The organism is Lysobacter sp. KIS68-7 (genome assembly GCF_021284745.1).
GTDB lineage: Bacteria > Pseudomonadota > Gammaproteobacteria > Xanthomonadales > Xanthomonadaceae > Noviluteimonas.
Map to the genome: position 1 here is coordinate 1,599,126 of NZ_CP089925.1, position 26,382 is coordinate 1,625,507.

A 26,382-nucleotide genomic window follows, 5' to 3' on the forward strand; every position below is an offset into this window, starting at 1 on the left:
ACACCCATGAAAGACTTGCTCAATCTGTTCAACCAGCAGCGGCCGACCCTCGACTTCGACGCGATCAAGATCGCGTTGGCGTCGCCGGACCTCATCCGCTCGTGGTCCTACGGCGAAGTGAAGAAGCCGGAGACCATCAACTACCGCACGTTCAAGCCGGAACGCGACGGCCTGTTCTGCGCCGCGATCTTCGGTCCGATCAAGGACTACGAGTGCCTGTGCGGCAAGTACAAGCGCATGAAGCACCGCGGCGTGGTCTGCGAGAAGTGCGGCACGGAAGTGACGCTGGCCAAGGTGCGCCGCGAGCGCATGGGCCACATCGACCTCGCCTCGCCGGTCGCGCACATCTGGTTCCTGAAGTCGCTCCCGTCGCGCATCGGCCTGATGCTCGACATGACGCTGCGCGACATCGAACGCATCCTGTACTTCGAAGCCTACGTCGTCACCGAGCCGGGCCTGACCCCGCTCGAGCGCGGCAACCTGCTGACCGAAGAACAGTTCATGCAGGCGCGCCAGGAACACGGCGACGACTTCGACGCCGCGATGGGCGCCGAGGCGGTCTATGAACTGCTGCGCACGATCGACCTGCAGTCGGAGATGCTCCGCCTGAAGGAAGAGATCGCCGCCACCAACTCCGAGACCAAGCTCAAGCGCCTCACCAAGCGCATCAAGCTGATCGAGGCGTTCCTCGACTCCGGCAACCGCCCGGAGTGGATGGTCATGACCGTGCTGCCGGTGCTGCCGCCGGACCTGCGTCCGCTGGTTCCGCTGGACGGCGGCCGCTTCGCGACCTCCGACCTCAACGACCTGTACCGCCGCGTCATCAACCGCAACAACCGCCTCAAGCGCCTGCTCGAGCTCAATGCGCCGGACATCATCGTGCGCAACGAGAAGCGCATGCTGCAGGAGTCGGTGGACGCGCTGATGGACAACGGCCGTCGCGGCCGTGCCATCACCGGCACCAACAAGCGCCCGCTCAAGTCGCTCGCCGACATGATCAAGGGCAAGCAGGGTCGCTTCCGCCAGAACCTGCTCGGCAAGCGCGTCGACTACTCGGGCCGTTCGGTCATCGTGGTCGGCCCGACGCTGCGCCTGCACGAGTGCGGCCTGCCGAAGAAGATGGCGCTGGAACTGTTCAAGCCCTTCATCTTCGCGAAGCTGCAGCGCCGTGGCCTGGCCACGACGATCAAGGCCGCGAAGAAGCTCGTCGAGCGTGAAGAAGCGGAAGTCTGGGACATCCTCGAGGAAGTCATCCGCGAGCACCCGGTGCTGCTCAACCGCGCCCCGACGCTGCACCGCCTCGGCATCCAGGCCTTCGAGCCGGTGCTGATCGAAGGCAAGGCGATCCAGCTGCATCCGCTCGTGTGTACCGCGTTCAACGCGGACTTCGACGGTGACCAGATGGCCGTGCACGTCCCGCTGTCGCTGGAAGCGCAGCTGGAAGCGCGCGCGCTGATGATGGCGTCGAACAACATCCTGTCGCCGGCGAACGGCGAGCCGATCATCGTGCCGTCGCAGGACGTCGTGCTCGGCCTGTACTACATGACCCGCGCCCTTGAGAACAAGAAGGGCGAAGGCATGGCGTTCGCGAACGTCGCCGAGGTCAAGCGCGCCTACGACAACCGCGCCGTCGAGCTGCACGCCAAGGTCAAGGTGCGCATCACGCAGACGGTCATCGACGAAGACGGTTCGCGTTCGAAGCAGACCTCGATCATCGACACCACCGTCGGCCGCTCGCTCCTGCAGGAAATCCTGCCGGAAGGCCTGCCGTACGCGCTGGCCAACGTCGAGCTGACCAAGAAGAACATCTCGCGCCTGATCAACTCGTGCTACCGCATGCTCGGCCTGAAGGACACGGTCGTGTTCGCCGACAAGCTGATGTACACCGGCTTCGCGTACGCCACGCGCGCCGGCGTGTCGATCGGCATCGACGACATGATCATCCCGGGCGAGAAGAAGGGCATCCTCGACGAGGCCGAGACCGAAGTGCTGGAAATCCAGCAGCAGTACCAGTCGGGCCTGGTCACCTCGGGCGAGCGCTACAACAAGGTCGTCGACATCTGGTCGCGCACCAATGAACGCGTCGCCAAGGCGATGATGGACGCCATCGGCACCGACACGGTCGTCAACGCCAAGGGCGAGACGGTTCCGCAGAAGTCGATGAACTCGATCTACATCATGGCCGACTCCGGCGCGCGTGGTTCGCAGGCGCAGATCCGCCAGCTGGCCGGCATGCGCGGCCTGATGGCCAAGCCGGACGGCTCGATCATCGAGACGCCGATCACCGCGAACTTCCGCGAAGGCCTGAACGTCCTCCAGTACTTCATCTCCACCCACGGTGCCCGTAAGGGTCTCGCGGATACGGCGCTGAAGACGGCGAACTCCGGTTACCTGACGCGTCGACTCGTCGACGTCGCGCAGGACGTGGTGATCACCGAAACCGACTGCGGCACGTTCGACGGCCTCACCATGACGCCGATCGTCGAAGGCGGCGATGTCGTCGAACCGCTGCGCGACCGCGTGCTGGGCCGCATCGTGGCCGAAGACGTGTTCCTGCCGGGCAACGACGAAGATCCGTTCGTCACGCGCAACACGCTGCTCGACGAGCAGTGGGTGCAGAGCCTGGAAGACGCCGGCGTGCAGGCCATCAAGGTCCGCTCGACGATCACCTGCACCAGCTCGTTCGGCGTGTGCTCGCACTGCTACGGTCGCGACCTCGGCCGCGGCCACCTGGTCAACCACGGCGAAGCGGTCGGCGTCGTCGCCGCGCAGTCGATCGGCGAGCCCGGCACGCAGCTGACCATGCGTACGTTCCACATCGGTGGTGCGGCGTCGCGTGCGGCGGCGATCGACAACGTGACGGTCAAGACGACCGGTACGGTCAAGTTCAACAACCTCAAGCACGTCGACCACGCCGCGGGCCACCTCGTCGCGGTCTCGCGCTCGGGTGAACTGTCGGTGCTCGACGGCCACGGCCGCGAGCGCGAGCGCTACAAGCTGCCGTACGGCGCCACCATCCACGTCAAGGACGGCGCGGCCATCAAGGCCGGCCAGACCGTGGCGAACTGGGATCCGCACAACCACCCGATCGTGTCGGAAGTGGCGGGCTTCATGCGCTTCATCGACTTCATCGACGGCGTCACCGTCATCGAGAAGACCGACGAACTGACCGGCCTTGCCTCGCGCGAGATCACCGATCCGAAGCGTCGCGGTTCGCAGGGCAAGGACCTGCGTCCGATCGTCCGCATCGTCGACAAGAACGGCAAGGACCTGACCATCCCGGGGACCGACCTGCCGGCGCAGTACCTGCTGCCGCCGCGCTCGATCGTGAACCTGCAGGACGGTGCCGCGGTTGGCGTGGGCGACGTGGTCGCCAAGATCCCGCAGGAAGCGTCGAAGACCCGCGACATCACCGGTGGTCTGCCGCGCGTGGCCGACCTGTTCGAAGCGCGCAAGCCGAAGGACCCGGCGATCCTCGCCGAAGTCTCGGGCATCGTCAGCTTCGGCAAGGACACCAAGGGCAAGCAGCGCCTGATCATCAAGCAGGTCGACGGCAGCGAGCACGAAGAGCTGATCCCGAAGTACCGCCAGATCATCGTGTTCGAAGGCGAACACGTGGAGAAGGGCGAGACGGTCGTGGACGGCGAACCGAGCCCGCAGGACATCCTGCGTCTGCTCGGCGTCGAGCCGCTGGCGGTCTACCTCACCAAGGAAATCCAGGACGTCTATCGCCTCCAGGGCGTGAAGATCAACGACAAGCACATCGAGGTGATCGTTCGCCAGATGCTGCGCAAGGTCGAAGTGCTGGATGCAGGCGACACCAAGTTCCTGCACGGTGAGCAGGTCGAGCGCCAGCGCATGGTCGAAGCGAACGCGGCAGCCGCGGCGAAGGGCGAGATCCTCGCCAAGTACGACCCGGTGCTGCTCGGCATCACCAAGGCGTCGCTGGCGACCGAGTCCTTCATCTCCGCGGCTTCCTTCCAGGAGACCACCCGCGTGCTGACCGAGGCGGCCGTGCGCGGTACGCGCGACAGCCTGCGCGGCCTCAAGGAAAACGTGATCGTCGGCCGCCTGATCCCGGCGGGTACCGGCCTTGCCTACCACTCCGCGCGCCGCCGCACCGCCTCGGGCCTCACCGAGTCGGAGCTGGAAGCGCTGTCGGGTTCGGTGGTGGCGGAGGTCGTTGCCCAGGAGCCGGAATCGGCCGCTTCCGAAGCAGGCGAGGAGTCCAGCGCCAGCTAAACCGTTCAAGCGACGGCCTCCAGGGCCGTCCCAGACCACGAAATGAGGCGCAGGGAGCGCCTCGTCTTCGGCCCAGGATGGGCGGGAACAATGGGGCAGGGCGACGCCAGGCTTGGCGACGCCCATGCTTTCCACACCATGGCCTGCGTTGACGGTAACCGTCCGCGCTGGCTATACTTTTCCGTCTATGCAGGCCGGGAATGCGGCCTGCTTCGTTTTCACGCAAGGACTTCGGTCCCTTCAAAAGAGCCCCAAATGGCAACGATCAACCAGCTGGTGCGTAAGGCGCGCAGCCCGGAAACCTACAAGAGCACTTCGCCCGCGCTGGCGAACTGCCCGCAGCGCCGCGGCGTCTGCACCCGCGTCTACACGACCACCCCGAAGAAGCCGAACTCGGCGCTTCGCAAGGTCGCGAAGGTCCGTTTGACCAATGGCTACGAGGTCATCTCGTACATCGGCGGCGAAGGCCACAACCTGCAGGAGCACTCGGTCGTGCTCATCCGCGGCGGCCGCGTCAAGGATCTTCCGGGCGTGCGTTACCACACCGTGCGCGGTTCGCTCGACGCCGCCGGCGTCAGCAAGCGTCGCCAGGGTCGTTCCAAGTACGGCGCCAAGCGCCCGAAGTCCTGATCTAGGGGTTATCGAAAATGTCGCGTAAAGGTTCCACTCCGCAGCGCACCGTCCTGCCCGACCCGAAGCACGGGAGCGAGACGATCGCCCGCTTCATCAACATGGTCATGCAGAGCGGCAAGAAGTCGGTCGCCGAAAAGATCGTGTACGGCGCGATGGACGTGATTGGCGAAAAGAACGCCAACGCGCTCGAGCTCGTCGAAAAGGCGCTCGGCAACGTGTCGCCGTCGGTCGAGGTCAAGTCGCGTCGCGTCGGCGGCGCCACGTACCAGGTTCCCGTTGAAGTCCGCTCGTCGCGCCGCATGGCGCTGGCGATGCGCTGGCTGATCGAGTCCGCCCGCAAGCGCGGCGAGAACAGCATGCCGCGCAAGCTCGCCGGCGAGCTGGTCGACGCCTCGGAAAACCGCGGCGGCGCGATCAAGAAGCGCGAAGAAACGCACCGCATGGCGGAAGCGAACAAGGCGTTCGCGCACTACCGCTGGTAAGACACGCGGGCCCGCGCAGCGCGGGCCCGTAGCGGCACAGACCGCCGCATCCGTCGAGCCGCCTTCAGGGCGGCTTCGGCCTTCCGGACATTTCGTCCGCACAGAAACGAGAGATTCCCGTGGCTCGCACCACTCCCATCGAGCGTTACCGCAACTTCGGCATCATGGCCCACATCGATGCCGGCAAGACCACGACGACCGAACGCATCCTGTTCTACACCGGCGTCAACCACAAGATCGGCGAGGTGCACGAAGGCGCCGCGACGATGGACTGGATGGAGCAGGAGCAGGAACGCGGCATCACCATCACGTCGGCTGCGACCACGGCGTTCTGGAAGGGCATGGACATGTCCTTCCCGGAATACCGCTTCAACATCATCGACACCCCCGGGCACGTCGACTTCACGATCGAAGTCGAGCGTTCGCTGCGCGTGCTCGACGGTGCGGTGTTCGTGCTCTGCGCGGTCGGCGGCGTGCAGCCGCAGTCCGAGACGGTGTGGCGCCAGGCCAACAAATACAACGTGCCGCGCCTTGCGTTCGTCAACAAGATGGACCGCACCGGCGCCAACTTCTCGAAGGTCGTCGAGCAGCTGAAGTCGCGCCTTGGCGCGTACCCGGTGCCGATGCAGGTGCCGATCGGCGCCGAAGACAACTTCGAAGGCGTCGTCGATCTCCTCAAGATGAAGGCGATCGTGTGGGACATGGAGTCCAAGGGCACCAAGTTCGAATACGCCGACATTCCGGCGCACCTGGCCGACGAGTGCGCGAGCGCGCGCGCGTTCATGGTCGAGGCTGCCGCCGAGGCGTCCGAAGAGCTCATGGACAAGTACCTCAACGAAGGTGAGCTGTCGGAAGACGAGATCATCGCGGGCATCCGCGAGCGCACGCTGAAGTGCGAGATCATCCCGGCGCTGTGCGGCACCGCGTTCAAGAACAAGGGCGTCCAGGCGATGCTCGACGCGGTCATCCGCTACCTGCCGTCCCCGTCCGATCGTCCGCCGGTGGCCGGCGTCGACGAGAACGACAAGGAAGACAGCCGCAACGCGACGGACACCGATCCGTTCTCCGCGCTCGCGTTCAAGATCATGACCGACCCGTTCGTGGGTTCGCTCACGTTCTTCCGCGTCTACTCGGGCACGCTCAACTCCGGCGACCAGGTCTACAACCCGATCAAGTCGCGCAAGGAACGCGTGGGCCGCATCCTGCAGATGCACGCCAACAACCGCGACGAAATCAAGGAAGTGCGCGCGGGCGACATCGCCGCGGCCGTCGGCCTGAAGGACGTGACCACCGGCGACACGCTGTGCGCGCAGGACCACGTCATCACGCTCGAGCGCATGGTGTTCCCGGAGCCCGTCATCTCGATGGCGGTCGAGCCGAAGACCAAGTCGGACCAGGAAAAGATGGGCCTTGCGCTGGGTCGCCTCGCGCAGGAAGACCCCTCGTTCCGCGTGCGCACGGATGAAGAATCCGGCCAGACGATCATCTCGGGCATGGGCGAGCTCCACCTCGAAATCCTCGTCGACCGCATGAAGCGCGAGTTCAACGTCGAAGCGAACGTCGGCAAGCCGCAGGTCGCCTACCGCGAAACCATCCGCAAGGCGGTCAAGTCGGAAGGCAAGTTCGTGCGCCAGTCGGGCGGCAAGGGTCAGTTCGGCCACGTGTGGCTCGAGATCTCGCCGAACGAACAGGGCAAGGGCTACGAGTTCGAAAACGCGATCGTCGGCGGCGTGATTCCGAAGGAATACATCCCCGCGGTCGACAAGGGCATCCAGGAAGCGGTCGCGAACGGCATCATGGCCGGCTTCCCGATCGTCGACGTCAAGGTGCGCCTGATCGACGGCTCGTACCACGAAGTCGACTCGTCCGAAATGGCGTTCAAGATCGCCGGCTCGATGGGCTTCAAGGAAGGCTTCCACAAGGCCAATCCCGCGCTGCTCGAGCCGATGATGAAGGTCGAGATCGTCACGCCCGAGGATTACCTCGGCGACGTGATGGGCGACGTGAGCCGCCGCCGCGGCATCCTGCAGGGCCAGGACGACAGCCCGTCGGGCAAGATCATCGACGCGATGATCCCGCTGGGCGAGATGTTCGGCTACGCGACGACGCTGCGTTCGATGTCGCAGGGCCGCGCCACCTTCACGATGGAATTCGATCACTACGCGGAAGCGCCGGCGAACATCGCCGAGGCCGTGATCAAGAAGTCCTGATCAACACACACATTCGAGGTAAACAGTCATGGCAAAGGGTAAGTTCGAGCGCACCAAGCCCCACGTGAACGTGGGCACGATCGGTCACGTTGACCACGGCAAGACGACGCTGACGGCGGCGCTGACGAAGGTGGGCGCGGAACGTTTCGGCGGCGAATTCAAGGCATACGACGCGATCGACGCGGCGCCGGAAGAGAAGGCGCGCGGCATCACGATCTCGACGGCGCACGTGGAATACGAATCGGCCACGCGCCACTACGCGCACGTGGACTGCCCGGGCCACGCCGACTACGTGAAGAACATGATCACGGGTGCGGCGCAGATGGACGGCGCGATCCTGGTGTGCTCGGCCGCGGACGGCCCGATGCCGCAGACGCGCGAACACATCCTGCTGTCGCGCCAGGTGGGCGTGCCGTACATCGTCGTGTTCCTGAACAAGGCCGACATGGTGGACGACGCCGAACTGCTCGAGCTGGTCGAGATGGAAGTGCGCGAGCTGCTGACCAAGTACGAATTCCCGGGCGACGACACCCCGATCATCAAGGGTTCGGCGCGCCTGGCGCTGGAAGGCGACCAGTCGGAAATCGGCGTGCCGTCGATCCTGAAGCTGGTGGACGCGCTGGACACGTTCATCCCGCAGCCGGAGCGCGCGATCGACAAGCCGTTCCTGATGCCGGTGGAAGACGTGTTCTCGATCTCGGGCCGCGGCACCGTGGTGACCGGCCGCATCGAGCGCGGCATCATCAAGGTTGGTGACGAAATCGAAATCGTCGGCATCCGTCCGACGCAGAAGACGACGGTCACGGGCGTTGAAATGTTCCGCAAGCTGCTGGACCAGGGCCAGGCGGGCGACAACGCGGGCCTGCTGCTGCGCGGCACCAAGCGTGACGACGTGGAGCGTGGCCAGGTGCTGGCCAAGCCGGGTTCGATCACGCCGCACACGACGTTCGAAGCCGAGGTGTACGTGCTGTCGAAGGACGAAGGCGGCCGCCACACGCCGTTCTTCAAGGGCTACCGCCCGCAGTTCTACTTCCGCACGACCGACATCACGGGCGCCGTGACCCTGCCGGAAGGCGTGGAAATGGTCATGCCGGGCGACAACATCAAGATGGTGGTCGAGCTGATCAACCCGGTGGCGATGGACGATGGCCTGCGCTTCGCGATCCGCGAAGGCGGCCGTACGGTCGGCGCCGGCGTCGTGGCGAAGATCCTCAAGTAATAAAGCAAAGAAAATCAGGTGGTTTCGGGGGGAATGGGTTGCCATTCCCCTCCGGGACCCCCTAGAATGCACGACCCCGCAGCCAGACCTGAAAAGGGACGGCCGCGGGACCAGCGAAATGAAGGACAGGACGTACTTCGTTTTCGCCCGACAGGGATATGTCGCGCGGTAGCGCTCCGCCCGTTCCGAAGGTCTTCGGAGCACATATGGCGGGGCCGCTCGCGCGTTCACGATTCCGTCTGGGCGGGCCGGGAAACCGGGCCCGCTTTGTTTTTGAAGGACGCTCCATCGTTCCAAGAAACCCGGGGTCGGCACACCCAGAGGCCGACCCTCCGCTCTTTCCAGAGGAATTCCCGTCATGGCGGACCAGAAGATCCGGATTCGGCTGAAGGCATACGATCATCGTCTGATCGACCGCTCGGCCAGCGAGATCGTCGAGACGGCCAAGCGGACCGGCGCGCAAGTGCGCGGCCCGATCCCGCTGCCGACCAAGCTCGAGCGCTACACCATTCTCACGTCGCCGCACGCCGACAAGGACGCGCGCGACCAGTACGAAACCCGCACGCACAAGCGCGTGCTCGACATCGTCGACCCGAACGACAAGACCGTGGACGCGCTGATGAAGCTCGAACTCGCGGCTGGCGTCGACGTGCAGATCAAGCTGACCTGAGGCCCCTACCATGACCGCGAAGAAGCATTCGTTGGGCATCGTCGGCCGCAAGGCCGGCATGAGCCGCGTGTTTACCGAAGATGGCAAGTCCATCCCGGTGACCCTGATTGAAGCCACCCCGAACCGCATCACCCAGGTGAAGACGGTCGAGACCGACGGCTACAGCGCCGTGCAGGTCACCGTCGGCGTCAAGCGCGCCGCGCTGATCAACAAGCCGGAAGCCGGCCACCTCGCCAAGGCGAAGGTGGAAGCTGGTCGCGGCCTGTGGGAACTGCGCGTTGCCGACGACAAGATCACCGACTTCCAGGTCGGCGGCGAAATCCGCGCCGACATCTTCGAAGTCGGCCAGGCCGTCGACGTCCAGGGCATCACCAAGGGCAAGGGCTTCCAGGGCACGATCAAGCGCTGGAACTTCACCATGGGCGACGCGACGCACGGCAACTCGCTGTCGCACCGTTCGCCGGGTTCGATCGGCCAGCGCCAGACGCCGGGCCGCGTGTTCCCGGGCAAGAAGATGTCGGGCCACATGGGTGCCGAAACCCAGACGACGCAGAACCTGAAGGTCGTCAAGGTCGACGCCGAACGCGGCCTGATCGCCGTGCGCGGTGCCGTGCCGGGCGCGCCGGGTGGCGACGTGATCGTGCGTCCGACGAGCAAGGGAGTCTGAGGACCATGGAACTCGCCATCAACAACAGCAAGAACACGCTGTCCGTTTCGGACGCGGTGTTCGGCCGTGAATTCTCGGAAGACCTGGTCCACCAGGTCGTCGTCGCCTACCGCAACGCGGGTCGCGCCGGCACCAAGGCGCAGAAGACGCGCTCGGAAGTCAACGGCACCACCAAGAAGTCGAAGAAGCAGAAGGGCGGCGGTGCGCGTCATGGCGCGCTGACGGCTCCGATCTTCGTCGGCGGCGGCGTGACCTTCGCGGCGAAGCCGCGCAGCTTCGCGCAGAAGGTCAACCGCAAGATGTATCGCGCCGCGATGGCCGCGATCCTGTCGGAACTCAACCGCCAGGGCCGCATCATGGTCGTCGACTCGTTCGATATCGACGCGCCGAAGACCAAGGGCCTGATCGCCAAGCTCAAGGGCCTCGAAGTCGGCCAGCGTCCGCTGATCGTCACCGAGGAAGCGTCGGAATCGCTGTACCTGTCCGCGCGCAACCTGCCGTATGTCGAAGTGCGCGACGTGCAGGGCCTCGACCCGGTCGCCCTCGTCGGCGCCGACACGGTCGTGGTCACCACCGACGCGGTGAAGAAGATCGAGGAGTGGCTCGCATGAGCACGATCAGCAACGTGTACGAAGTGATCCGTGCGCCGCGCGTGTCCGAAAAGACCGCGCGCCTGCAGGAAGTGTCGAATCAGTACGTCTTCGAAGTCGCGAAGGACGCCACCAAGGCCGATGTGAAGGCCGCGGTCGAGCAGATCTTCGACGTCAAGGTCGAGGCGGTGAACGTGGTGAACGTGAAGGGCAAGAACAAGTCCTTCAAGTTTCGCCAAGGCAAGCGCGGCGACTGGCGCAAGGCGTACGTGAAGCTGGCCGAAGGCCAGTCGATCGACGTGATGATGGCCAAGGCCTGAGGACAGACCCATGGCATTGATGACTTTCAAGCCCACCTCGCCCGGCCGCCGCAGCGCGGTCCGTGTCGTGACGCCGGACCTCCACAAGGGGGCGCCGTTCGCCGCGCTGGTCGAGAAGAAGAGCAAGACCGGTGGTCGTAACCACCACGGTCGCATCACCACCCGCCACATCGGTGGTGGCCACAAGCAGAACTACCGCATCATCGACTTCAAGCGCGACAAGGAAGGCATTCCGGCGCGCGTGGAGCGGATCGAATACGATCCCAACCGCACCGCGCACATCGCGCTGCTGTGCTACGTCGATGGCGAGCGTCGCTACATCATCGCCCCGAAGGGCCTGAAGAGCGGCGACCAGGTCATCGCGGGTCGCGACGCCCCGATCAAGGTCGGCAACACGCTGCCGCTGCGCAACATCCCCGTCGGCTCCACGGTGCATTGCATCGAGATGAAGCCGGGCAAGGGTGCGCAGCTCGCTCGTGCCGCCGGCGCCGGCGTGCAGCTCATCGCACGCGAATCCGGTTACGCCACGCTGCGTCTTCGCTCCGGCGAAATGCGCAAGGTGCCGGCCGAGTGCCGCGCCACCGTCGGTGAAGTCGGCAACGTCGAGCACAACCTCGAAAAGCTGGGCAAGGCCGGTGCGAAGCGTTGGCGCGGCATCAAGCCGACCGTTCGCGGCGCCGCCATGAACCCGGTGGACCACCCGCACGGTGGTGGCGAGGCGAAGGCCGGCCAGGGCAACCCGCATCCGGTCACCCCGTGGGGTGTCCCGACGAAGGGTTACAAGACGCGCAAGAACAAGCGCACCACGCAATTCATCGTGCGCGATCGCAGGGGTTAATCGGCCATGGCACGTTCACTGAAGAAGGGTCCGTTCGTCGACCACCACCTGATGAAGAAGGTGGAGACCGCGGGCAACAACAAGAAGCCGATCAAGACCTGGTCGCGTCGTTCGATGGTCATGCCGGAAATGGTGGGTTTCACCATCGCCGTGCACAACGGCAAGAACCACATCCCGGTCCTGGTCAACGAAAACATGGTTGGCCACAAGCTTGGCGAGTTCGCCCTGACCCGTACGTTCAAGGGTCATGGCGGCGACAAGAAGGCCGGGAAGTAAGGAGATGACCATGGAAGCGAAAGCCATCCTGCGCTCTGCGCGCATCTCTGCCCAGAAGGCCCGTCTCGTCGCCGACCAGGTGCGCGGCATGCCCGTGGACCGCGCGCTCGCGCTGCTGAAGTTCTCGGACAAGAAGGCCGCCGGCATGATCTACAAGATCGTGTATTCGGCCGCCTCCAACGCCGAGAACAACTACGGCGCCGACGCCGACGACCTGAAGGTCAAGACCATCATGGTCGACGAAGGCCCCACGCTGAAGCGCTTCATGGCGCGTGCGAAGGGCCGCGGCACCCGGATCCTCAAGCGCACCAGCCACATCACTGTGGTTGTCGGTGCCGGCAAGTAACGGCGGAGATCAGACATGGGTCATAAAGTTCATCCGACCGGCATCCGCCTGGGCATCGCCAAGGACTGGAATTCCAAGTGGTTCGCCGGCAAGAAGCATTACGCTGACTACCTGGTCGCCGACCTGAAGGTCCGCGACATGCTGCGCAAGAAGCTCGCGCAGGCCGGCATCTCGAAGATCCTGATCGAGCGTCCCGCCAACAACGCGCGCGTCACGATCCACACCGCCCGTCCGGGCGTGGTGATCGGCAAGCGTGGCGAGGACATCGAGAAGCTGCGCAAGGACGTCAGCGACCTGATGGGCGTCCCGGCGCACATCAACGTCACCGAAGTCCGCAAGCCGGAACTCGACGCGCAGCTGGTTGCCGAATCGATCGCGCAGCAGCTCGAGCGCCGCATCATGTTCCGCCGCGCGATGAAGCGCGCCGTCGGCAACGCGATGCGCCTCGGCGCGCTGGGCATCAAGGTCAACGTGGCCGGCCGCCTCAACGGCGCGGAAATCGCCCGTTCGGAGTGGTACCGCGAAGGCCGCGTGCCGCTGCACACCCTGCGCGCCGACATCGACTACGGCTTTGCCGAAGCGAAGACGACGTACGGGATCATCGGCATCAAGGTGTGGGTCTACAAGGGCGAAGTCTTCGACTTCAGCCAGGTCGGCCAGGAAAAGCAGGACGACACGCCGCGCGCCGAGCGTGGTGAGCGCGGCGATCGCGCCGACCGTCCGCGTGGTCCGCGCCGTGAGCGCGAGGCGAGGGATTAATCATGTTGCAACCGAAGCGAACCAAATATCGCAAGATGCACAAGGGCCGCAACGACAGCCTGAGCTGGAGCGGCAACGCCGTTTCGTTCGGCGAGTTCGGCCTGAAGTCCACTGCCTTCGGCCAGCTGACCGCGCGCCAGATCGAAGCGGCCCGCCGCTCGATCAGCCGCTACGTCAAGCGCGGCGGCAAGATGTGGATCCGCGTGTTCCCCGACAAGCCGATCACCAAGAAGCCCATCGAAGTCCGAATGGGTTCTGGTAAGGGCAACGTGGAGTACTGGGTCGCGCAGATCCAGCCGGGCCGCATGATCTATGAGATCGAGGGCGTCAGCGAGGAAGTGGCACGCGAGGCATTCCGCCTGGCCGCCGCCAAGCTGTCGGTGACCACCACTTTCGTGACCCGGACGGTGCGCTGATGGAACTCAAGCAACTGCGTTCGAAGAACGCCGCCGAGCTCAAGGCCCACCTCGTGGACCTGCAGAAGGAGCAGTTCGCGCTCCGCATGCAGAAGGCCACGGGCCAGCTGGCCAAGACCCACGAAGCCCGCCGTGTCCGCCGCGAAATCGCGCGCGTGAACATGCTGCTGGGCGACGCGGCCAAGAAGTAAGGAATGGCGACGATGAACGACACTCAAAAGAAGCTGCACACGGTCGAAGGCCGCGTTGTCAGCAACAAGATGGACAAGACCATCACCGTGCTCGTCGAGCGCCAGGTCAAGCACGCGCTGTACGGCAAGTACATCCGCCGCTCGACCAAGCTGCACGCGCATGACGCCGAAAACGCCTGCAAGGAAGGCGATTTCGTGCGCATCGCGGAATGCGCGCCGATGTCGAAGACCAAGAACTGGCGCGTCGTCGAAATCCTGACGCGTGCGGCCGAGTAAGGAGAGACAGCCATGATCCAGATGCAGAGCTATCTCGACGCCGCCGACAACTCGGGTGCCAAGGAACTGATGTGCATCAAGGTGCTCGGTGGTTCGAAGCGCCGCTATGCCCACATCGGCGACATCATCAAGGTGACCGTCAAGGACGCGATCCCGCGCGGCAAGGTCAAGAAGGGCGACGTCTACGACGCCGTCGTGGTCCGTACCCGCAAGGGTGTGCGCCGCGCCGACGGTTCGCTGATCCGCTTCGATGGCAACGCCGCCGTGTTGCTCAACAACAAGCATGAGCCGATCGGCACGCGCATCTTCGGGCCTGTGACCCGCGAGCTGCGCTCCGAGAAGTTCATGAAGATCGTCTCGCTCGCGCCTGAAGTGCTCTGAGCGGAAAGGAACAGACATGAACCGTATCCGCAAGGGCGACCAGGTGGTCGTCATCTCCGGCAAGGACAAGGGCAAGCGTGGTGACGTGGTGCGCGTGGCCGGCGACAAGATCGTCGTCTCCAACATCAACGTCATCAAGCGCCACACCAAGCCGAACCCGCAGGCCGGCCAGCCCGGCGGCGTGATCGAGCGCGAAGCGCCGATCCATATCTCGAACGTGATGCTCTTCAACCCGGCGACGGGCAAGGGCGAACGCGTCGGCTTCAAGGTCCTGGAGGATGGACGCAAATTGCGTGTGTTCCGCTCCAGTGGTGAATCGATCGACGGTTGATGCCGTCGGAGGAAGATGCAATGACCCGGCTTGAAACGTTTTACAAGGAAGAAGTGGTGCCGAAGCTGATGCAGCAGTTCGGCTACACCAATCCGATGCAGGTGCCGAAGCTCGTCAAGATCACGCTCAACATGGGCGTGGGCGAAGCGGCGGCCAACAAGAAGATCCTCGAGAACGCGGTGGCCGACATGGCCAAGATCAGCGGCCAGAAGCCGCTCGTCACCAAGTCGCGCATCTCGGTGGCCTCGTTCAAGATCCGCGACGGTTGGCCGATCGGTTGCAAGGTCACCTTGCGCCGCGCCCACATGTTCGAGTTCCTGGACCGCCTGATCAACATCTCGCTGCCGCGCGTCCGCGACTTCCGCGGCGTGTCGGGTCGTTCGTTCGACGGCCGCGGCAACTACAACATGGGCGTCAAGGAACAGATCATCTTCCCGGAGATCGATTTCGACCAGGTCGACGCCATGCGCGGCATGGACATCGCGATCACCACCACGGCGAAGAGCGACGCAGAGGCCAAGGCCCTGCTCGAAGCCTTCCGCTTCCCGTTCCGTAATTAAGGGCTGACACCATGGCCAAGACCTCGATGGTCAACCGCGAAGTCAAGCGCGCCAAGCTCGCCAAGCAGCACGGCGGCAAGCGCGAAGCGCTGAAGAAGATCATCTCCAGCCAGACCGCGTCGTACGAAGAAAAGATGGAAGCCGTGGTCAAGCTGCAGAAGCTGCCGCGTGACTCGTCGGAATGCCGCCAGCGCAACCGTTGCGCCATCACCGGCCGTCCGCGCGGCGTCTACCAGAAGTTCGGCCTGGCGCGAAACATGCTGCGCAAGGCGACGATGAACGGCGACGTCCCGGGCCTCCGCAAGGCGTCCTGGTAAACACCCCGCAACACCCACGCAAGAAGCTATTCGCAATTCCGCGGATATCGGTGCACTCAAAGGTATTACTCAATGAGCATGACTGATCCCATCGCCGACATGCTGGTCCGCATCAAGAATGCGGCCGCCGTCGGCAAGCCGACGGTGTCGATGCCGTCGTCGAAGATCAAGGTCGCGATCGCCAAGGTCCTCCAGGACGAGGGCTACATCGCGTCGTCGCGCGTGACCAAGGACGGCGCCAAGTCGGTCCTGGAAATCGCGCTGAAGTACTACGAAGGCAAGCCGGTCATCGAGCGCCTGCAGCGCGTTTCGCGCTCCAGCCTGCGCCAGTACCGCGGCAAGGATGAACTGCCCAAGGTCCTCGGTGGCCTCGGCGTTGCGATCATCTCCACCTCGAAGGGCATCATGACCGACTCGCAGGCGCGCCAGCAGGGCGTCGGCGGTGAAGTCCTGTGCTTCGTGGCCTAAGGGAGTAACGACACATGTCCCGCGTCGCCAAGAAGCCGATCGCCCTCGCCAAGGGCATCGAATTTAACGTCCAGCCGGAATCCGTGAGCGTCAAGGGCCCGAAGGGCACCCTGTCGATCGCCAAGCCGGCCGGCATCGCCGTCCAGATCGAGAACGACACCGCCAACGTGTCGGCCAACGATCCCTCGCTCGTGCCGCTCGCCGGTACGCTGCGCGCCATCCTCGCGAACATGGTCCTGGGCGTCAGCCAGGGCTTCGAGCGCAAGCTTGAGCTCGTCGGCGTCGGTTACCGTGCCGCGATGCAGGGCAAGGACCTGAACCTGTCGCTGGGTTTCTCGCACCCGGTGCTGTTCACGGCCCCGGAAGGCATCACCATCGCCACTCCGACCCAGACGGAAATCGTCGTGTCGGGCGCCGACAAGCAGCGCGTCGGCGAAGTCGCCGCCAAGATCCGTGGCTTCCGTCCGCCGGAGCCCTACAAGGGCAAGGGCGTGAAGTACGCCGGCGAGAACATCATCCGCAAGGAAGCCAAGAAGGCCTAAGCGGCTTTCAGCTTTCGGAGACCAGAGCATGAACAAGAAACCCGCCCGCCTGCGCCGCGCCAAGTCGACCCGTGCGCACATCCGCGAACTCGGCGTGCCGCGCCTGTCGGTGCTGCGCACCGGCCAGCACCTGTACGCGCAGGTGTTCAGCGCCGACGGCTCGAAGGTCCTGGCTTCGGCCTCGACCGTGCAGTCGGAAGTGAAGGAAGGTTTGAAGAACGGCAAGAACGCCGACGCCGCCGCCAAGGTCGGTCGCGCGATCGCCGAGAAGGCCAAGGCCGCCGGCGTCGAGAAGGTCGCCTTCGACCGTTCGGGCTACCGCTACCACGGTCGCATCAAGGCGCTCGCCGATGCCGCCCGCGAAGGTGGCTTGCAGTTCTAAGGCTTGAAGGCGTGGGGCTTCGGCCCCATGCCGTGTGTCCCGCCTGCATGGGCCATGCAGGACGCGCAACGGAGTTCTCCGCTGCGCGGTGCACCCGATCCACCCAACAACTCTAAGCGGCCACGAGCCGTACATACTTCAACTACCGAGACACACACATGGCAGAACAACAGCGTGAATCGCGGGGCCGCGATCGCAATCGCGATCGCGAAGAAGTCGATGACGGCATGATCGAGAAGCTGATCGCGGTCAACCGCGTCAGCAAGACGGTCAAGGGCGGTCGCCAGTTCACCTTCACCGCACTGACGGTGGTGGGCGACGGCAACGGCAAGGTCGGTTTTGGTTACGGCAAGGCGCGCGAAGTGCCGGTCGCCATCCAGAAGTCGATGGAATACGCCCGCAAGAGCTTCATCAACGTGGACCTCAACAACGGCACGCTGTGGCATGCCGTGAAGTCGGGCCACGGCGCCGCGCGCGTCTTCATGCAGCCGGCTTCCGAAGGTACCGGCGTGATCGCCGGCGGCGCGATGCGCGCCGTGCTCGAAGCGGTCGGCGTCAAGAACGTGCTGGCGAAGGCCGTCGGCTCGCGCAACCCGATCAACCTGGTGCGCGCCACGCTGCGCGGCCTCGGTGAGATGCATTCGCCGGCGAAGATCGCGGCCAAGCGCGGCAAGAAGGTCGAGGAGCTGTCCCATGGCTAAGTCCAAGGCTCCCGCCACCAACACGGGCACCGTCAAGGTGCGCCTCGTCAAGGGTCTTCGCGGCACGCAGGCGCGTCATCGCCTGTCGGTGCGCGCGCTCGGCCTGAACAAGCTCAACGATGTGCGCGAGCTGAAGGACAGCCCGCAGGTGCGTGGCCTGATCACGCAGCTGCACTACCTCGTTCGCGTGGAGGACTGATCACATGCGCCTCAATTCTCTCAAGCCCGCCGACGGTGCCCGCAAGGAGCGCGTCCGCGTTGGTCGTGGTATCGGTTCGGGCCTCGGCAAGACCGCGGGCCGCGGCCACAAGGGTTCTTTCGCGCGTAGCGGCAAGGGCAAGATCAAGGCCGGCTTCGAAGGCGGCCAGATGCCCATGCAGCGTCGCCTGCCGAAGATCGGTTTCCGGTCGAAGATGCAGAAGGACGCCGCCGAAGTGCTGCTGTACCAGCTGGACAAGCTGGACGCCGGCACGATCGACGTCGCCGCGCTGCGCGCCGCCAAGCTGATCCCGGCGGCCGCGAAGAAGGTCAAGATCGTCAAGAAGGGCGAAGTGACCAAGAAGTTCATCCTGTCCGGCCTGATGGCCACGGCAGGTGCCAAGGCCGCGATCGAAGCGGCCGGCGGCAAGGTCGGGGAGTAACCGACGCATGGCGCGAGGCGCAGCGGCGTCCCTGGGTGGCGGGCTCGGTAAGTTCACCGAGCTTCGCCAACGCCTGATGTTCGTGGTGGGCGCGTTGATCGTCTATCGCATCGGTTGCTACATCCCGGTGCCGGGCGTCAACCCGCAAGCGATGCTGCAGCTCATGGAGTCGCAGAAGGGCACCATCGTGGACATGTTCAACATGTTCTCGGGTGGTGCGCTCCAGCGCTTCAGCCTGTTCGCGCTCAACGTCGTGCCCTACATCTCGGCATCGATCGTCGTCCAGCTGATGACGCAGATCCTGCCCAGCTGGAAGGCGATGTCGAAGGAAGGCGAGTCCGGTCGCCGCAAGATCACCCAGTACTCGCGCGTCGGCGCGGTGGGCCTGGCGATCTTCCAGGCCGCCGGCATCGCGATGGCGCTGCAGGGTTCGGGCGCGCAGAGCGGGATCCCCGTGGTGTACAACCCGGGCCCGGGCTTCGTCATGACGGCCGTCGTCGCGCTCACCGCGGGCACGATGTTCCTCATGTGGCTCGGCGAGCAGGTCACCGAGCGCGGCATCGGCAACGGTGTGTCGCTGATCATCTTCGCCGGCATCGTGGCCGGCCTGCCGGGCGCGGTCCTGACCACGCTGGAACAGGCCCGCAACGGCGACATGAGTGCGCTGCAGGTGATGGCGATCGTCGCGATCGTCCTGGTCTTCACGTTCTTCGTCGTGTTCGTCGAACGCGGCCAGCGCCGGGTGACGGTGAACTACGCGCGCCGCCAGGGCGGTCGCAACGCGTACATGAACCAGACCTCGTTCCTGCCGCTCAAGCTCAACATGGCCGGCGTGATCCCGCCGATCTTCGCCTCGAGCCTGATCATGTTCCCGGCGACCGCCTCCACCTGGTTCGGCCAGAGCGGGCAGGGCACCGGCTTCCAGCGTTTCCTCCAGCAGGCGGCGCAGTCGCTGGCCCCGGGCGAACCGCTGCACATGATCCTGTTCGCGTCCCTGATCATCGGCTTCGCGTTCTTCTACACGGCGCTGGTGTTCAACTCGCAGGAAACGGCCGACAACCTCAAGAAGTCGGGCGCGCTCATCCCGGGCATCCGTCCGGGCAAGGCGACGGCGGATTACATCGACGGCGTGCTGACCCGACTGACGGGCGCCGGCGCGATCTACCTGGTGCTGGTCTGCCTGCTCCCGGAGATCATGCGCACCAAGATCGGCGCTTCGTTCTACTTCGGCGGCACCTCGCTGCTGATCGTGGTGGTGGTGGTGATGGATTTCATGGCGCAGATCCAGGCGCACCTGACCTCGCACCAGTACGAAAGCCTGTTGAAGAAGGCGAACCTCAAGGGTTCGCGCCCCGGCCTCACCGGCCGTTGATAGACACCGCGGGGCGGCCACGGCCGCTTCCGCACCCCGGCCCGGGTTTCGCCCGGGTCGACCAGGGCGACTCGCCCCACGGTCCCGTGGGCGGGTGGGTCCGGACCAGACCGCGCGCCGGAGTAGCGCGCGGGGCAAGGCCCAGGCGGGGTTCGCCGCAGGGGTCGGGCAGTCCGGATACCGTCGCCGGAGCATGGGCACACTCCCCATGCCGGGTTTCGGACCATTTTGGTCCGGGACTTCCAAGTTCCACGGGACCCAGCTAAAATTTCGTGTTCCCTCGCCGGATCGAACAGTCCGGCCGCCACCAAAGTTTTGGAGATCGCGTCATGGCGCGTATTGCGGGCGTCAACCTGCCTGCCCAGAAGCATGTCTGGGTCGGGCTGCAAAGCATCTACGGCATCGGCCGTACCCGTTCGAAGAAGGTCTGCGACGCCGCCGGCGTTGCGTCCAACACCAAGATCCGCGACCTGTCCGAGCCGGAAGTCGAGCGCCTGCGCTCGGAAGTCGGCAAGTACGTCGTGGAAGGTGACCTGCGCCGCGAAATCGGCATGGCCATCAAGCGCCTCATGGACCTGGCCTGCTATCGCGGCCTGCGTCACCGCCGCGGTCTTCCGCTGCGCGGCCAGCGCACCCGGACCAATGCCCGTACCCGCAAGGGTCCGCGCAAGGCCATCAAGAAGTAAGGAACCCACACCATGGCCAAGCCGGCAGCTGCCGCAAAAACGAAGAAGAAGATCAAGCGCGTCGTCACCGACGGCGTCGCCCACGTCCACGCTTCGTTCAACAACACCATCGTCACGATCACCGACCGCCAGGGCAACGCGCTGTCGTGGGCGACTTCGGGCGGCGCGGGTTTCCGCGGTTCGCGCAAGTCGACCCCGTTCGCCGCGCAGGTCGCCGCCGAAAAGGCCGGGCGCGCTGCGCTCGACTACGGTGTCAAGTCGCTCGAGGTCCGCATCAAGGGCCCGGGTCCCGGTCGTGAATCCGCCGTGCGTTCGCTGAACAACGTCGGCTACAAGATCACCAACATCATCGACGTGACGCCTATCCCGCACAACGGGTGCCGTCCGCCGAAGAAGCGCCGCGTCTGAGGAGCTGAAGAACCATGGCTCGTTACATTGGTCCCACCTGTAAGCTCGCCCGTCGCGAAGGCGCCGATCTCGGCCTCAAGTCGCCCGCGCGCGCGCTCGATTCGAAGTGCAAGCTGGAGCAGAAGCCCGGCCAGCACGGCGCCACCGCCCGCAAGGGCAAGCTGTCCGACTACGCCACCCAGCTGCGCGAAAAGCAGAAGGTCAAGCGTATCTACGGTCTGCTGGAGCGTCAGTTCCGCAACTACTACAAGAAGGCCTCGACGAAGAAGGGCAACACGGGTGAAAACCTGCTGCAGCTCCTCGAGACCCGCCTGGACAACGTCGTCTACCGCATGGGCTTCGCCGTCACCCGCCCGGCCGCGCGCCAGCTGGTGTCGCACCGTGGCGTCACGGTGAACGGCAAGCCGGTGAACCTGCCGTCCTACGCCGTCAAGGCGGGCGATGCGATCGCCCTGTCCGAGCGCGCGCAGAAGCAGCTTCGCGTGCAGGAATCGGTCACCGTCGCGCAGCAGATGGATCTGTCGCCGGCGTGGGTCGAAGTCGACGCGAAGAAGTTCGCTGGCGTGTTCAAGGCCGTGCCGGATCGTGCCGAACTTCCGGCCGACATCAACGAAGCGCTGATCGTCGAGCTTTACTCGAAGTAACCGACTGCCGTTTGAAACAACCATCGCCCGACGGGGCGATGGTCACTGGAGACACCGAAACATGACGGTTACCGCCAACCAAGTCCTGCGCCCCCGTGGCCCGCAGATCGAGCGCATCGCCGAAAACCGCGCAAAGGTCGTGATCGAACCGCTGGAGCGCGGTTACGGCCACACGCTCGGCAATGCACTGCGTCGCGTGTTGCTCTCCTCGATCCCCGGCTTCGCCATCACGGAAGTCGAGATCGACGGCGTGCTGCACGAATACACGACGGTCGAAGGCCTGCAGGAAGACGTGCTCGAGGTGTTGTTGAACCTCAAGGACGTCGCGATCCGCATGCACACCGGTGATTCGGCGACCCTGAGCCTGGCCAAGCAGGGCCCGGGCGTCGTCACCGCCGGCGACATCCGCACCGACCACAACGTCGAGATCCTGAATCCGGCGCACGTGATCGCGCACCTCACCAAGGACACGGCGCTGAACATGCGCCTGAAGATCGAGCGTGGGTTCGGCTACCAGCCGGCCGCCGCCCGTCGTCGTCCGGACGAAGAGACCCGCGCGATCGGCCGCCTGATGCTGGACGCCTCGTTCTCGCCGGTCCGCCGCGTTGCGTACGCCGTTGAAGCGGCGCGCGTGGAGCAGCGCACCGACCTGGACAAGCTGGTCCTGGACATCGAAACCAACGGCACGATCGACGCCGAGGAAGCCGTGCGCACCGCCGCCGACATCCTCAGCGACCAGCTGTCGGTGTTCGGCGACTTCACGCACCGCGACCGCGGCGCGGCGAAGCCGCAGGCGAGCGGCGTGGATCCGGTCCTGCTGCGTCCGATCGACGACCTCGAGCTGACCGTGCGTTCGGCCAACTGCCTCAAGGCCGAGAGCATCTACTACATCGGCGACCTGATCCAGAAGACGGAAGTCGAACTGCTCAAGACGCCGAACCTCGGCAAGAAGTCGCTCACCGAGATCAAGGAAGTCCTCGCGCAGCGTGGCCTTTCGCTCGGCATGAAGCTCGAAAACTGGCCGCCGGCGGGCATCGCCTCGCACGGGATGATGGGCTAAGCAACACATTGCGCACGCGCGGCCTGCCGCGCGTGCGCAAGTTTCAACCCCGACGCGACTGAAGTCGCGCGGTACGCCGCCCACGGAGGGTCGGCGAGGGCCAGCGCAGTCCAAGTTGCAACGCCAGGAAGGCGACAGCGAAATCCAACGACACAAGATTCATAAGGAAACCTACCCATGCGCCACCAGAAAGCCGGCCGCAAGTTCAGCCGCACCAGCGCCCATCGCGACGCGATGTTCAGCAACATGGCTGCTTCGCTGTTCAAGCACGAATTGATCCGCACCACGCTCCCGAAGGCGAAGGAACTCCGTCGCGTCGCCGAGCCGCTGATCACGCTCGCCAAGACCGACGGCGTTGCCAATCGCCGCCTTGCCTTCTCGCGCCTGCGCGACAAGGAAGCCGTGGGCAACCTGTTCACCAAGCTCGGCCCGCGCTACGCCTCCCGCCCGGGCGGCTACCTGCGCATCCTCAAGTGCGGCTTCCGCGCTGGCGACAATGCGCCGATGGCGTACGTCGAACTCGTCGACCGCCCGGACGCGGCCACCGAGTAAGCGATTCGCTGCAAAGCAAGACACCAGGACCCCGGCCTCGCGCCGGGGTTCTTTTTTTCGTGCGCACGAAGGCACGACGAGCACTTCCCAATTGCCGCCGGCTTATGCACGCTGGCGCGCATGAAAAACAACGCCGCCGCCGTCACCTCCTTCCGCCTGCGCTTCCTCCTCGGGTTCCTCGCGTGCGCGGGCCTGATCGGATTCGCGCTGTTCTCGCAGTTCCACTGGTACCTGCAGCCGTGTCCGCTGTGCATCTTCCAGCGCATCGCGTTCGCGGCACTGGGCGTCGTGTTCCTCCTCGGGGGCCTGTTCGCGCCACGCGGCACGACGGGGCGTCGCGCCTGGGGCATCGTCGCGCTCATCCCTGCGCTGGCGGGCATCGGCATTGCCGGTCGCCACGTATGGCTCACGCACCTCCCGCCCGACCAGGTGCCGTCCTGCGGCCCGCCGCTGGAGTTCATGATGGAAGCCAGCCCGCTGGCCGACGTCGTCCGCCAGGTGCTCACCGGTTCGGGCGAATGCGCCAAGGTCGACTGGCATTTCCTCGGCCTGTCGATGCCGGCATGGGCGCTGCTGTGGTTCGTGCTGCTGGCCCTCTGGGCCGCCATCACGGCCTTCCGTCGCTGAACCGCGCGCGCCGGTTGCGACACGCCGGCGCGGGGACGATGATGGGACGACGCACTGCAACATAGATGGCGTCGTCCCATGGCTACCCCCACCGTTCCCCTGCATCCCGTCCATCTGCCGAAAGACTGGTCGCCCGCCAGCTGGCGCACGCGACCCGCGCTGCAGATGCCGACGTATCCCGATCCCATTGCGCTGGAAACCGCGCTCGGTGAACTGCGCGCGCTGCCGCCGCTGGTCACGTCCTGGGAAATCATCGCGCTGAAGCAACACCTCGCCGACGCGCAGGAAGGCAAGCGCTTCCTGTTGCAGGGCGGCGATTGCGCGGAGAGTTTCGCCGAGTGCAGCTCGGACGTGATCTCCAATCGCCTGAAGGTGCTGCTGCAGATGAGCCTCGTGCTCGTGCACGGCCTGCGCGTGCCGGTGGTGCGCGTCGGCCGCTTCGCGGGCCAGTACGCGAAGCCGCGTTCGACCGACGATGAAACGCGCAACGGCGTGACACTTCCGAGCTATCGCGGCGACATCATCAACGCGCCGGAATTCACCGAAGAAGACCGCGTGCCCGATCCGCGCCGCATGATCAAGGCGCACGCGCGCTCTGCGATGACGATGAACTTCGTCCGCGCGCTGATCGACGGCGGCTTCGCCGACCTGCACCATCCCGAATACTGGGACCTGCGTTGGGTCGGCCATTCCTCGCTCGCCGACGAATACCACCGCATGGTCGCGAGCATCGGCGATGCCGTGCGCTTCATGGAAACGCTGTCCGGCGCGCAGGTGCACAACCTCAATCGCGTGGACTTCTACACTTCGCACGAAGCCTTGTTGCTGCCCTACGAAGAAGCGCAGACGCGCCAGGTCCCGCGCCAATGGGGCTGGTTCAACCTCAGCACGCACTTCCCCTGGATCGGCATGCGCACCGCGGCGCTGGAAGGCGCGCACGTCGAGTACTTCCGTGGCATCCGCAACCCGATCGCCGTGAAAGTCGGGCCGAGCGTCGCGCCGGATGCACTGATGCGCCTGGTCGATGCGCTGAATCCGGAAGACGAACCCGGCCGCCTGACGCTCATCCATCGCATGGGCGCGGCGAACATCGCTTCGAAACTCCCCGCGTTGCTCGACGTCGTGCGCCGCGAAGGCCGACGCGTGCTGTGGATCTGCGATCCGATGCACGGCAATACGGAGAGCACGGCGAACGGCTTCAAGACGCGCCGCTTCACCAACATCCGCAGCGAACTCGAACAAGCTTTCGAACTGCACGCGGCCGCGGGCACGCGGCTTGGCGGCGTGCATCTCGAGCTCACCGGCGAGGACGTCACCGAGTGCCTCGGTGGCGCACGCGAGCTCACCGAACGGGATCTCGAACGCGCGTATCGCTCGACGGTCGACCCGCGCCTGAACTACGAACAGGCCCTGGAGATCGCGATGCTGATCGTGCGCAAGCAGGCGCAATTGATGAAGCCGGTGCAGGCGTGAGGCGCGCACTGGCGGCCACGGCGCTGGCGCTCGCCGCGCCGGTGGCCTTCGCGCAGGCGACGGTCACGCCGCAGGACAGCGGCGTGCAGGTGCGGCTGCGCGGCATTTCCGCCGTCGATGCGAACACCGCATGGGCGAGCGGTCGCGAAGGCACGGTGTTGCGCACCCTCGACGGTGGTGCGCACTGGACCAACGTGTCGGTGCCCGATGCGAAGTCGCTCGACTTCCGCGACATCGAAGGCTTCGATGCGGACACCGCCGTGGTGCTGAGCATCGGCCCGGGGGAAGCGTCGCGCGTGTATCGCACCGAGGACGGTGGCAAGACCTGGGCACTGACGTTGAAGAACGACGACGAACGCGCGTTCTTCGATTGCATGGTGTTCGAAGGCGACAAGGGCTGGATGCTTGGCGATCCTGTCGATGGCCGCTATCAGATCCGGGAAACGCAGGACGGCGGTCGCACGTGGGCGCTGCAAGCGAACGGACCGGAAGCACTGAAGGACGAAGCGGCGTTTGCGGCGAGCGGGACATGCATTGCGCGTGCGGATCACCAGCAAGTCTTCATCGCCGGAGGCGGCGCCGCTTCACGCGTACAGTGGTCGACGCCGGAAGGGTGGCACGCGCTCGACACGAAGATGCCGAACCGCATTCCAGCGGCCGGCATCTTCTCGATGGCGAGCCTCGGGGGCGTCGTGTTGCTCGTCGGTGGCGACTTTGAACACGAGGCTGTTGGAAGCGCCGCCTGGGTAAAGCTCGCGGCGCATGGCACGTATGTCGAGCCACTGCCGCCGCCGCGCGGTTATCGCTCTGGCGCGGCGTGCTTCGCCTTCCAGCGCTGCATCGCCGTCGGTCCGACCGGCGTCGATGCACTTGAGCCAGCGCCCAACGCACGCGCGAAGTGGCGACCGCTGTCCGACACCGGCTACGACGCCATCGACATCGCCGATGGCGTCGCCTGGGCGAGCGGCGACAAGGGCCGCATCGCCCGAATTACTGCTTCGCCGGGGCCTTCGCCGTCGACACCGGCGCAGGCTGCGACGCCGTAGAGGCTGCAGCCGGCTGCGCCGCGGTTGACCCGGGCGCAGCCGTCGTCCACACCGGC

The 26,382-nt window shown here is 65.3% G+C and carries 35 protein-coding genes; all 35 read left to right on the top strand.

Annotation, left to right across the window (positions count from 1 at the left end; all coding sequences use genetic code 11):
- Positions 1-6: 6 nt before the first annotated feature.
- The 35 genes from rpoC to LVB87_RS07815 all read left to right on the top strand — a co-directional run bounded on the left by rpoC (position 7) and on the right by LVB87_RS07815 (position 26,326).
- Positions 7-4,242 (top strand): DNA-directed RNA polymerase subunit beta', encoded by a 4,236-nt coding sequence (gene rpoC, locus LVB87_RS07645; RefSeq protein WP_232900347.1) that lies wholly within the window; start codon positions 7-9, stop codon positions 4,240-4,242.
- A 255-nt stretch (positions 4,243-4,497) separates the two neighbouring features.
- Complete coding sequence (gene rpsL / locus LVB87_RS07650; protein WP_230525945.1) at positions 4,498-4,872, top strand: 30S ribosomal protein S12; 375 nt, start codon at positions 4,498-4,500, stop codon at positions 4,870-4,872.
- Positions 4,873-4,889: 17 nt separating this feature from the next.
- A complete protein-coding gene (gene rpsG, locus LVB87_RS07655; protein WP_232900348.1) occupies positions 4,890-5,357 on the top strand; it encodes a 30S ribosomal protein S7 in 468 nt (155 codons plus the stop codon).
- A gap of 119 nt (positions 5,358-5,476) precedes the next feature.
- On the top strand, positions 5,477-7,567 hold the full coding sequence (gene fusA, locus LVB87_RS07660) for an elongation factor G (protein ID WP_232900350.1): 2,091 nt from the start codon (positions 5,477-5,479) through the stop codon (positions 7,565-7,567).
- Positions 7,568-7,595: 28 nt separating this feature from the next.
- Positions 7,596-8,786 carry an elongation factor Tu gene (gene tuf, locus LVB87_RS07665; protein ID WP_232900336.1) on the top strand — a complete coding sequence of 397 codons (1,191 nt, stop codon included), beginning with the start codon at positions 7,596-7,598 and terminating at the stop codon, positions 8,784-8,786.
- Between the two features lie 358 nt (positions 8,787-9,144).
- On the top strand, positions 9,145-9,456 hold the full coding sequence (rpsJ, locus tag LVB87_RS07670; protein WP_027082406.1) for a 30S ribosomal protein S10: 312 nt from the start codon (positions 9,145-9,147) through the stop codon (positions 9,454-9,456).
- Between the two features lie 10 nt (positions 9,457-9,466).
- Entirely contained in the window at positions 9,467-10,123 is a 657-nt protein-coding gene (gene rplC / locus LVB87_RS07675) for a 50S ribosomal protein L3 (protein WP_232900352.1), read from the top strand.
- 5 nt (positions 10,124-10,128) lie between these two features.
- Complete coding sequence (gene rplD, locus LVB87_RS07680) at positions 10,129-10,734, top strand: 50S ribosomal protein L4 (RefSeq protein ID WP_232900353.1); 606 nt, start codon at positions 10,129-10,131, stop codon at positions 10,732-10,734.
- The gene (gene rplW, locus LVB87_RS07685; protein ID WP_232900355.1) at positions 10,731-11,033 is read left to right on the top strand and encodes a 50S ribosomal protein L23; all 303 of its coding nucleotides are present in this window, start codon (positions 10,731-10,733) and stop codon (positions 11,031-11,033) included. The genes rplD and rplW overlap by 4 nt, the downstream gene beginning before the upstream one ends.
- Positions 11,034-11,043: 10 nt before the next feature.
- Positions 11,044-11,871 carry a 50S ribosomal protein L2 gene (gene rplB / locus LVB87_RS07690; protein ID WP_232900356.1) on the top strand — a complete coding sequence of 276 codons (828 nt, stop codon included), beginning with the start codon at positions 11,044-11,046 and terminating at the stop codon, positions 11,869-11,871.
- A gap of 6 nt (positions 11,872-11,877) precedes the next feature.
- Complete coding sequence (gene rpsS / locus LVB87_RS07695) at positions 11,878-12,147, top strand: 30S ribosomal protein S19 (RefSeq protein ID WP_232900358.1); 270 nt, start codon at positions 11,878-11,880, stop codon at positions 12,145-12,147.
- A gap of 10 nt (positions 12,148-12,157) precedes the next feature.
- Positions 12,158-12,493, top strand: a complete 336-nt coding sequence (gene rplV, locus LVB87_RS07700) for a 50S ribosomal protein L22 (RefSeq protein ID WP_232900360.1) — start codon at positions 12,158-12,160, stop codon at positions 12,491-12,493.
- 15 nt (positions 12,494-12,508) lie between these two features.
- Positions 12,509-13,252 (top strand): 30S ribosomal protein S3, encoded by a 744-nt coding sequence (gene rpsC / locus LVB87_RS07705; protein ID WP_232900362.1) that lies wholly within the window; start codon positions 12,509-12,511, stop codon positions 13,250-13,252.
- 2 nt (positions 13,253-13,254) lie between these two features.
- Positions 13,255-13,668: a 50S ribosomal protein L16 gene (rplP, locus tag LVB87_RS07710; protein WP_232900364.1), complete on the top strand. Its 414-nt coding sequence runs from the start codon at positions 13,255-13,257 to the stop codon at positions 13,666-13,668.
- Positions 13,668-13,859, top strand: a complete 192-nt coding sequence (gene rpmC / locus LVB87_RS07715; RefSeq protein ID WP_232900365.1) for a 50S ribosomal protein L29 — start codon at positions 13,668-13,670, stop codon at positions 13,857-13,859. The genes rplP and rpmC overlap by 1 nt, the downstream gene beginning before the upstream one ends.
- A gap of 12 nt (positions 13,860-13,871) precedes the next feature.
- Positions 13,872-14,135: a 30S ribosomal protein S17 gene (gene rpsQ / locus LVB87_RS07720; RefSeq protein ID WP_232900367.1), complete on the top strand. Its 264-nt coding sequence runs from the start codon at positions 13,872-13,874 to the stop codon at positions 14,133-14,135.
- Positions 14,136-14,147: 12 nt separating this feature from the next.
- Positions 14,148-14,516 carry a 50S ribosomal protein L14 gene (gene rplN / locus LVB87_RS07725; protein ID WP_036167737.1) on the top strand — a complete coding sequence of 123 codons (369 nt, stop codon included), beginning with the start codon at positions 14,148-14,150 and terminating at the stop codon, positions 14,514-14,516.
- A 16-nt stretch (positions 14,517-14,532) separates the two neighbouring features.
- Positions 14,533-14,847, top strand: coding sequence for a 50S ribosomal protein L24 (gene rplX, locus LVB87_RS07730; protein ID WP_232900368.1), 315 nt, complete (start codon positions 14,533-14,535; stop codon positions 14,845-14,847).
- Between the two features lie 20 nt (positions 14,848-14,867).
- Positions 14,868-15,407 carry a 50S ribosomal protein L5 gene (rplE, locus tag LVB87_RS07735; RefSeq protein ID WP_232900369.1) on the top strand — a complete coding sequence of 180 codons (540 nt, stop codon included), beginning with the start codon at positions 14,868-14,870 and terminating at the stop codon, positions 15,405-15,407.
- Positions 15,408-15,418: 11 nt separating this feature from the next.
- The gene (rpsN, locus tag LVB87_RS07740) at positions 15,419-15,724 is read left to right on the top strand and encodes a 30S ribosomal protein S14 (protein WP_232900371.1); all 306 of its coding nucleotides are present in this window, start codon (positions 15,419-15,421) and stop codon (positions 15,722-15,724) included.
- A gap of 72 nt (positions 15,725-15,796) precedes the next feature.
- On the top strand, positions 15,797-16,192 hold the full coding sequence (gene rpsH / locus LVB87_RS07745; RefSeq protein ID WP_232900373.1) for a 30S ribosomal protein S8: 396 nt from the start codon (positions 15,797-15,799) through the stop codon (positions 16,190-16,192).
- Positions 16,193-16,206: 14 nt separating this feature from the next.
- Positions 16,207-16,734 (top strand): 50S ribosomal protein L6, encoded by a 528-nt coding sequence (gene rplF / locus LVB87_RS07750; RefSeq protein ID WP_232900374.1) that lies wholly within the window; start codon positions 16,207-16,209, stop codon positions 16,732-16,734.
- Between the two features lie 28 nt (positions 16,735-16,762).
- Positions 16,763-17,116: a 50S ribosomal protein L18 gene (gene rplR / locus LVB87_RS07755; protein WP_232900376.1), complete on the top strand. Its 354-nt coding sequence runs from the start codon at positions 16,763-16,765 to the stop codon at positions 17,114-17,116.
- Between the two features lie 158 nt (positions 17,117-17,274).
- The gene (gene rpsE, locus LVB87_RS07760; RefSeq protein ID WP_232900377.1) at positions 17,275-17,817 is read left to right on the top strand and encodes a 30S ribosomal protein S5; all 543 of its coding nucleotides are present in this window, start codon (positions 17,275-17,277) and stop codon (positions 17,815-17,817) included.
- Entirely contained in the window at positions 17,810-18,016 is a 207-nt protein-coding gene (rpmD, locus tag LVB87_RS07765) for a 50S ribosomal protein L30 (protein WP_232900379.1), read from the top strand. Before rpsE ends, rpmD begins: the two co-directional genes overlap by 8 nt.
- Positions 18,017-18,020: 4 nt before the next feature.
- Positions 18,021-18,458: a 50S ribosomal protein L15 gene (rplO, locus tag LVB87_RS07770; protein WP_232900381.1), complete on the top strand. Its 438-nt coding sequence runs from the start codon at positions 18,021-18,023 to the stop codon at positions 18,456-18,458.
- Positions 18,459-18,465: 7 nt separating this feature from the next.
- Positions 18,466-19,830 (top strand): preprotein translocase subunit SecY, encoded by a 1,365-nt coding sequence (secY, locus tag LVB87_RS07775; protein ID WP_232900382.1) that lies wholly within the window; start codon positions 18,466-18,468, stop codon positions 19,828-19,830.
- A gap of 329 nt (positions 19,831-20,159) precedes the next feature.
- On the top strand, positions 20,160-20,516 hold the full coding sequence (gene rpsM, locus LVB87_RS07780; protein WP_232900384.1) for a 30S ribosomal protein S13: 357 nt from the start codon (positions 20,160-20,162) through the stop codon (positions 20,514-20,516).
- Positions 20,517-20,528: 12 nt separating this feature from the next.
- Entirely contained in the window at positions 20,529-20,924 is a 396-nt protein-coding gene (gene rpsK, locus LVB87_RS07785) for a 30S ribosomal protein S11 (RefSeq protein ID WP_036167714.1), read from the top strand.
- A gap of 14 nt (positions 20,925-20,938) precedes the next feature.
- Positions 20,939-21,568: a 30S ribosomal protein S4 gene (rpsD, locus tag LVB87_RS07790; protein WP_036167712.1), complete on the top strand. Its 630-nt coding sequence runs from the start codon at positions 20,939-20,941 to the stop codon at positions 21,566-21,568.
- A gap of 61 nt (positions 21,569-21,629) precedes the next feature.
- The gene (gene rpoA / locus LVB87_RS07795; RefSeq protein WP_232900386.1) at positions 21,630-22,628 is read left to right on the top strand and encodes a DNA-directed RNA polymerase subunit alpha; all 999 of its coding nucleotides are present in this window, start codon (positions 21,630-21,632) and stop codon (positions 22,626-22,628) included.
- Positions 22,629-22,805: 177 nt separating this feature from the next.
- Entirely contained in the window at positions 22,806-23,180 is a 375-nt protein-coding gene (gene rplQ, locus LVB87_RS07800; protein WP_232900387.1) for a 50S ribosomal protein L17, read from the top strand.
- A 120-nt stretch (positions 23,181-23,300) separates the two neighbouring features.
- Complete coding sequence (locus tag LVB87_RS07805) at positions 23,301-23,807, top strand: disulfide bond formation protein B (protein ID WP_232900389.1); 507 nt, start codon at positions 23,301-23,303, stop codon at positions 23,805-23,807.
- Positions 23,808-23,885: 78 nt separating this feature from the next.
- Positions 23,886-25,280, top strand: coding sequence for a 3-deoxy-7-phosphoheptulonate synthase class II (locus LVB87_RS07810; protein WP_232900391.1), 1,395 nt, complete (start codon positions 23,886-23,888; stop codon positions 25,278-25,280).
- On the top strand, positions 25,277-26,326 hold the full coding sequence (locus LVB87_RS07815; RefSeq protein ID WP_232900392.1) for a hypothetical protein: 1,050 nt from the start codon (positions 25,277-25,279) through the stop codon (positions 26,324-26,326). Before LVB87_RS07810 ends, LVB87_RS07815 begins: the two co-directional genes overlap by 4 nt.
- Positions 26,327-26,382: the final 56 nt, after the last annotated feature.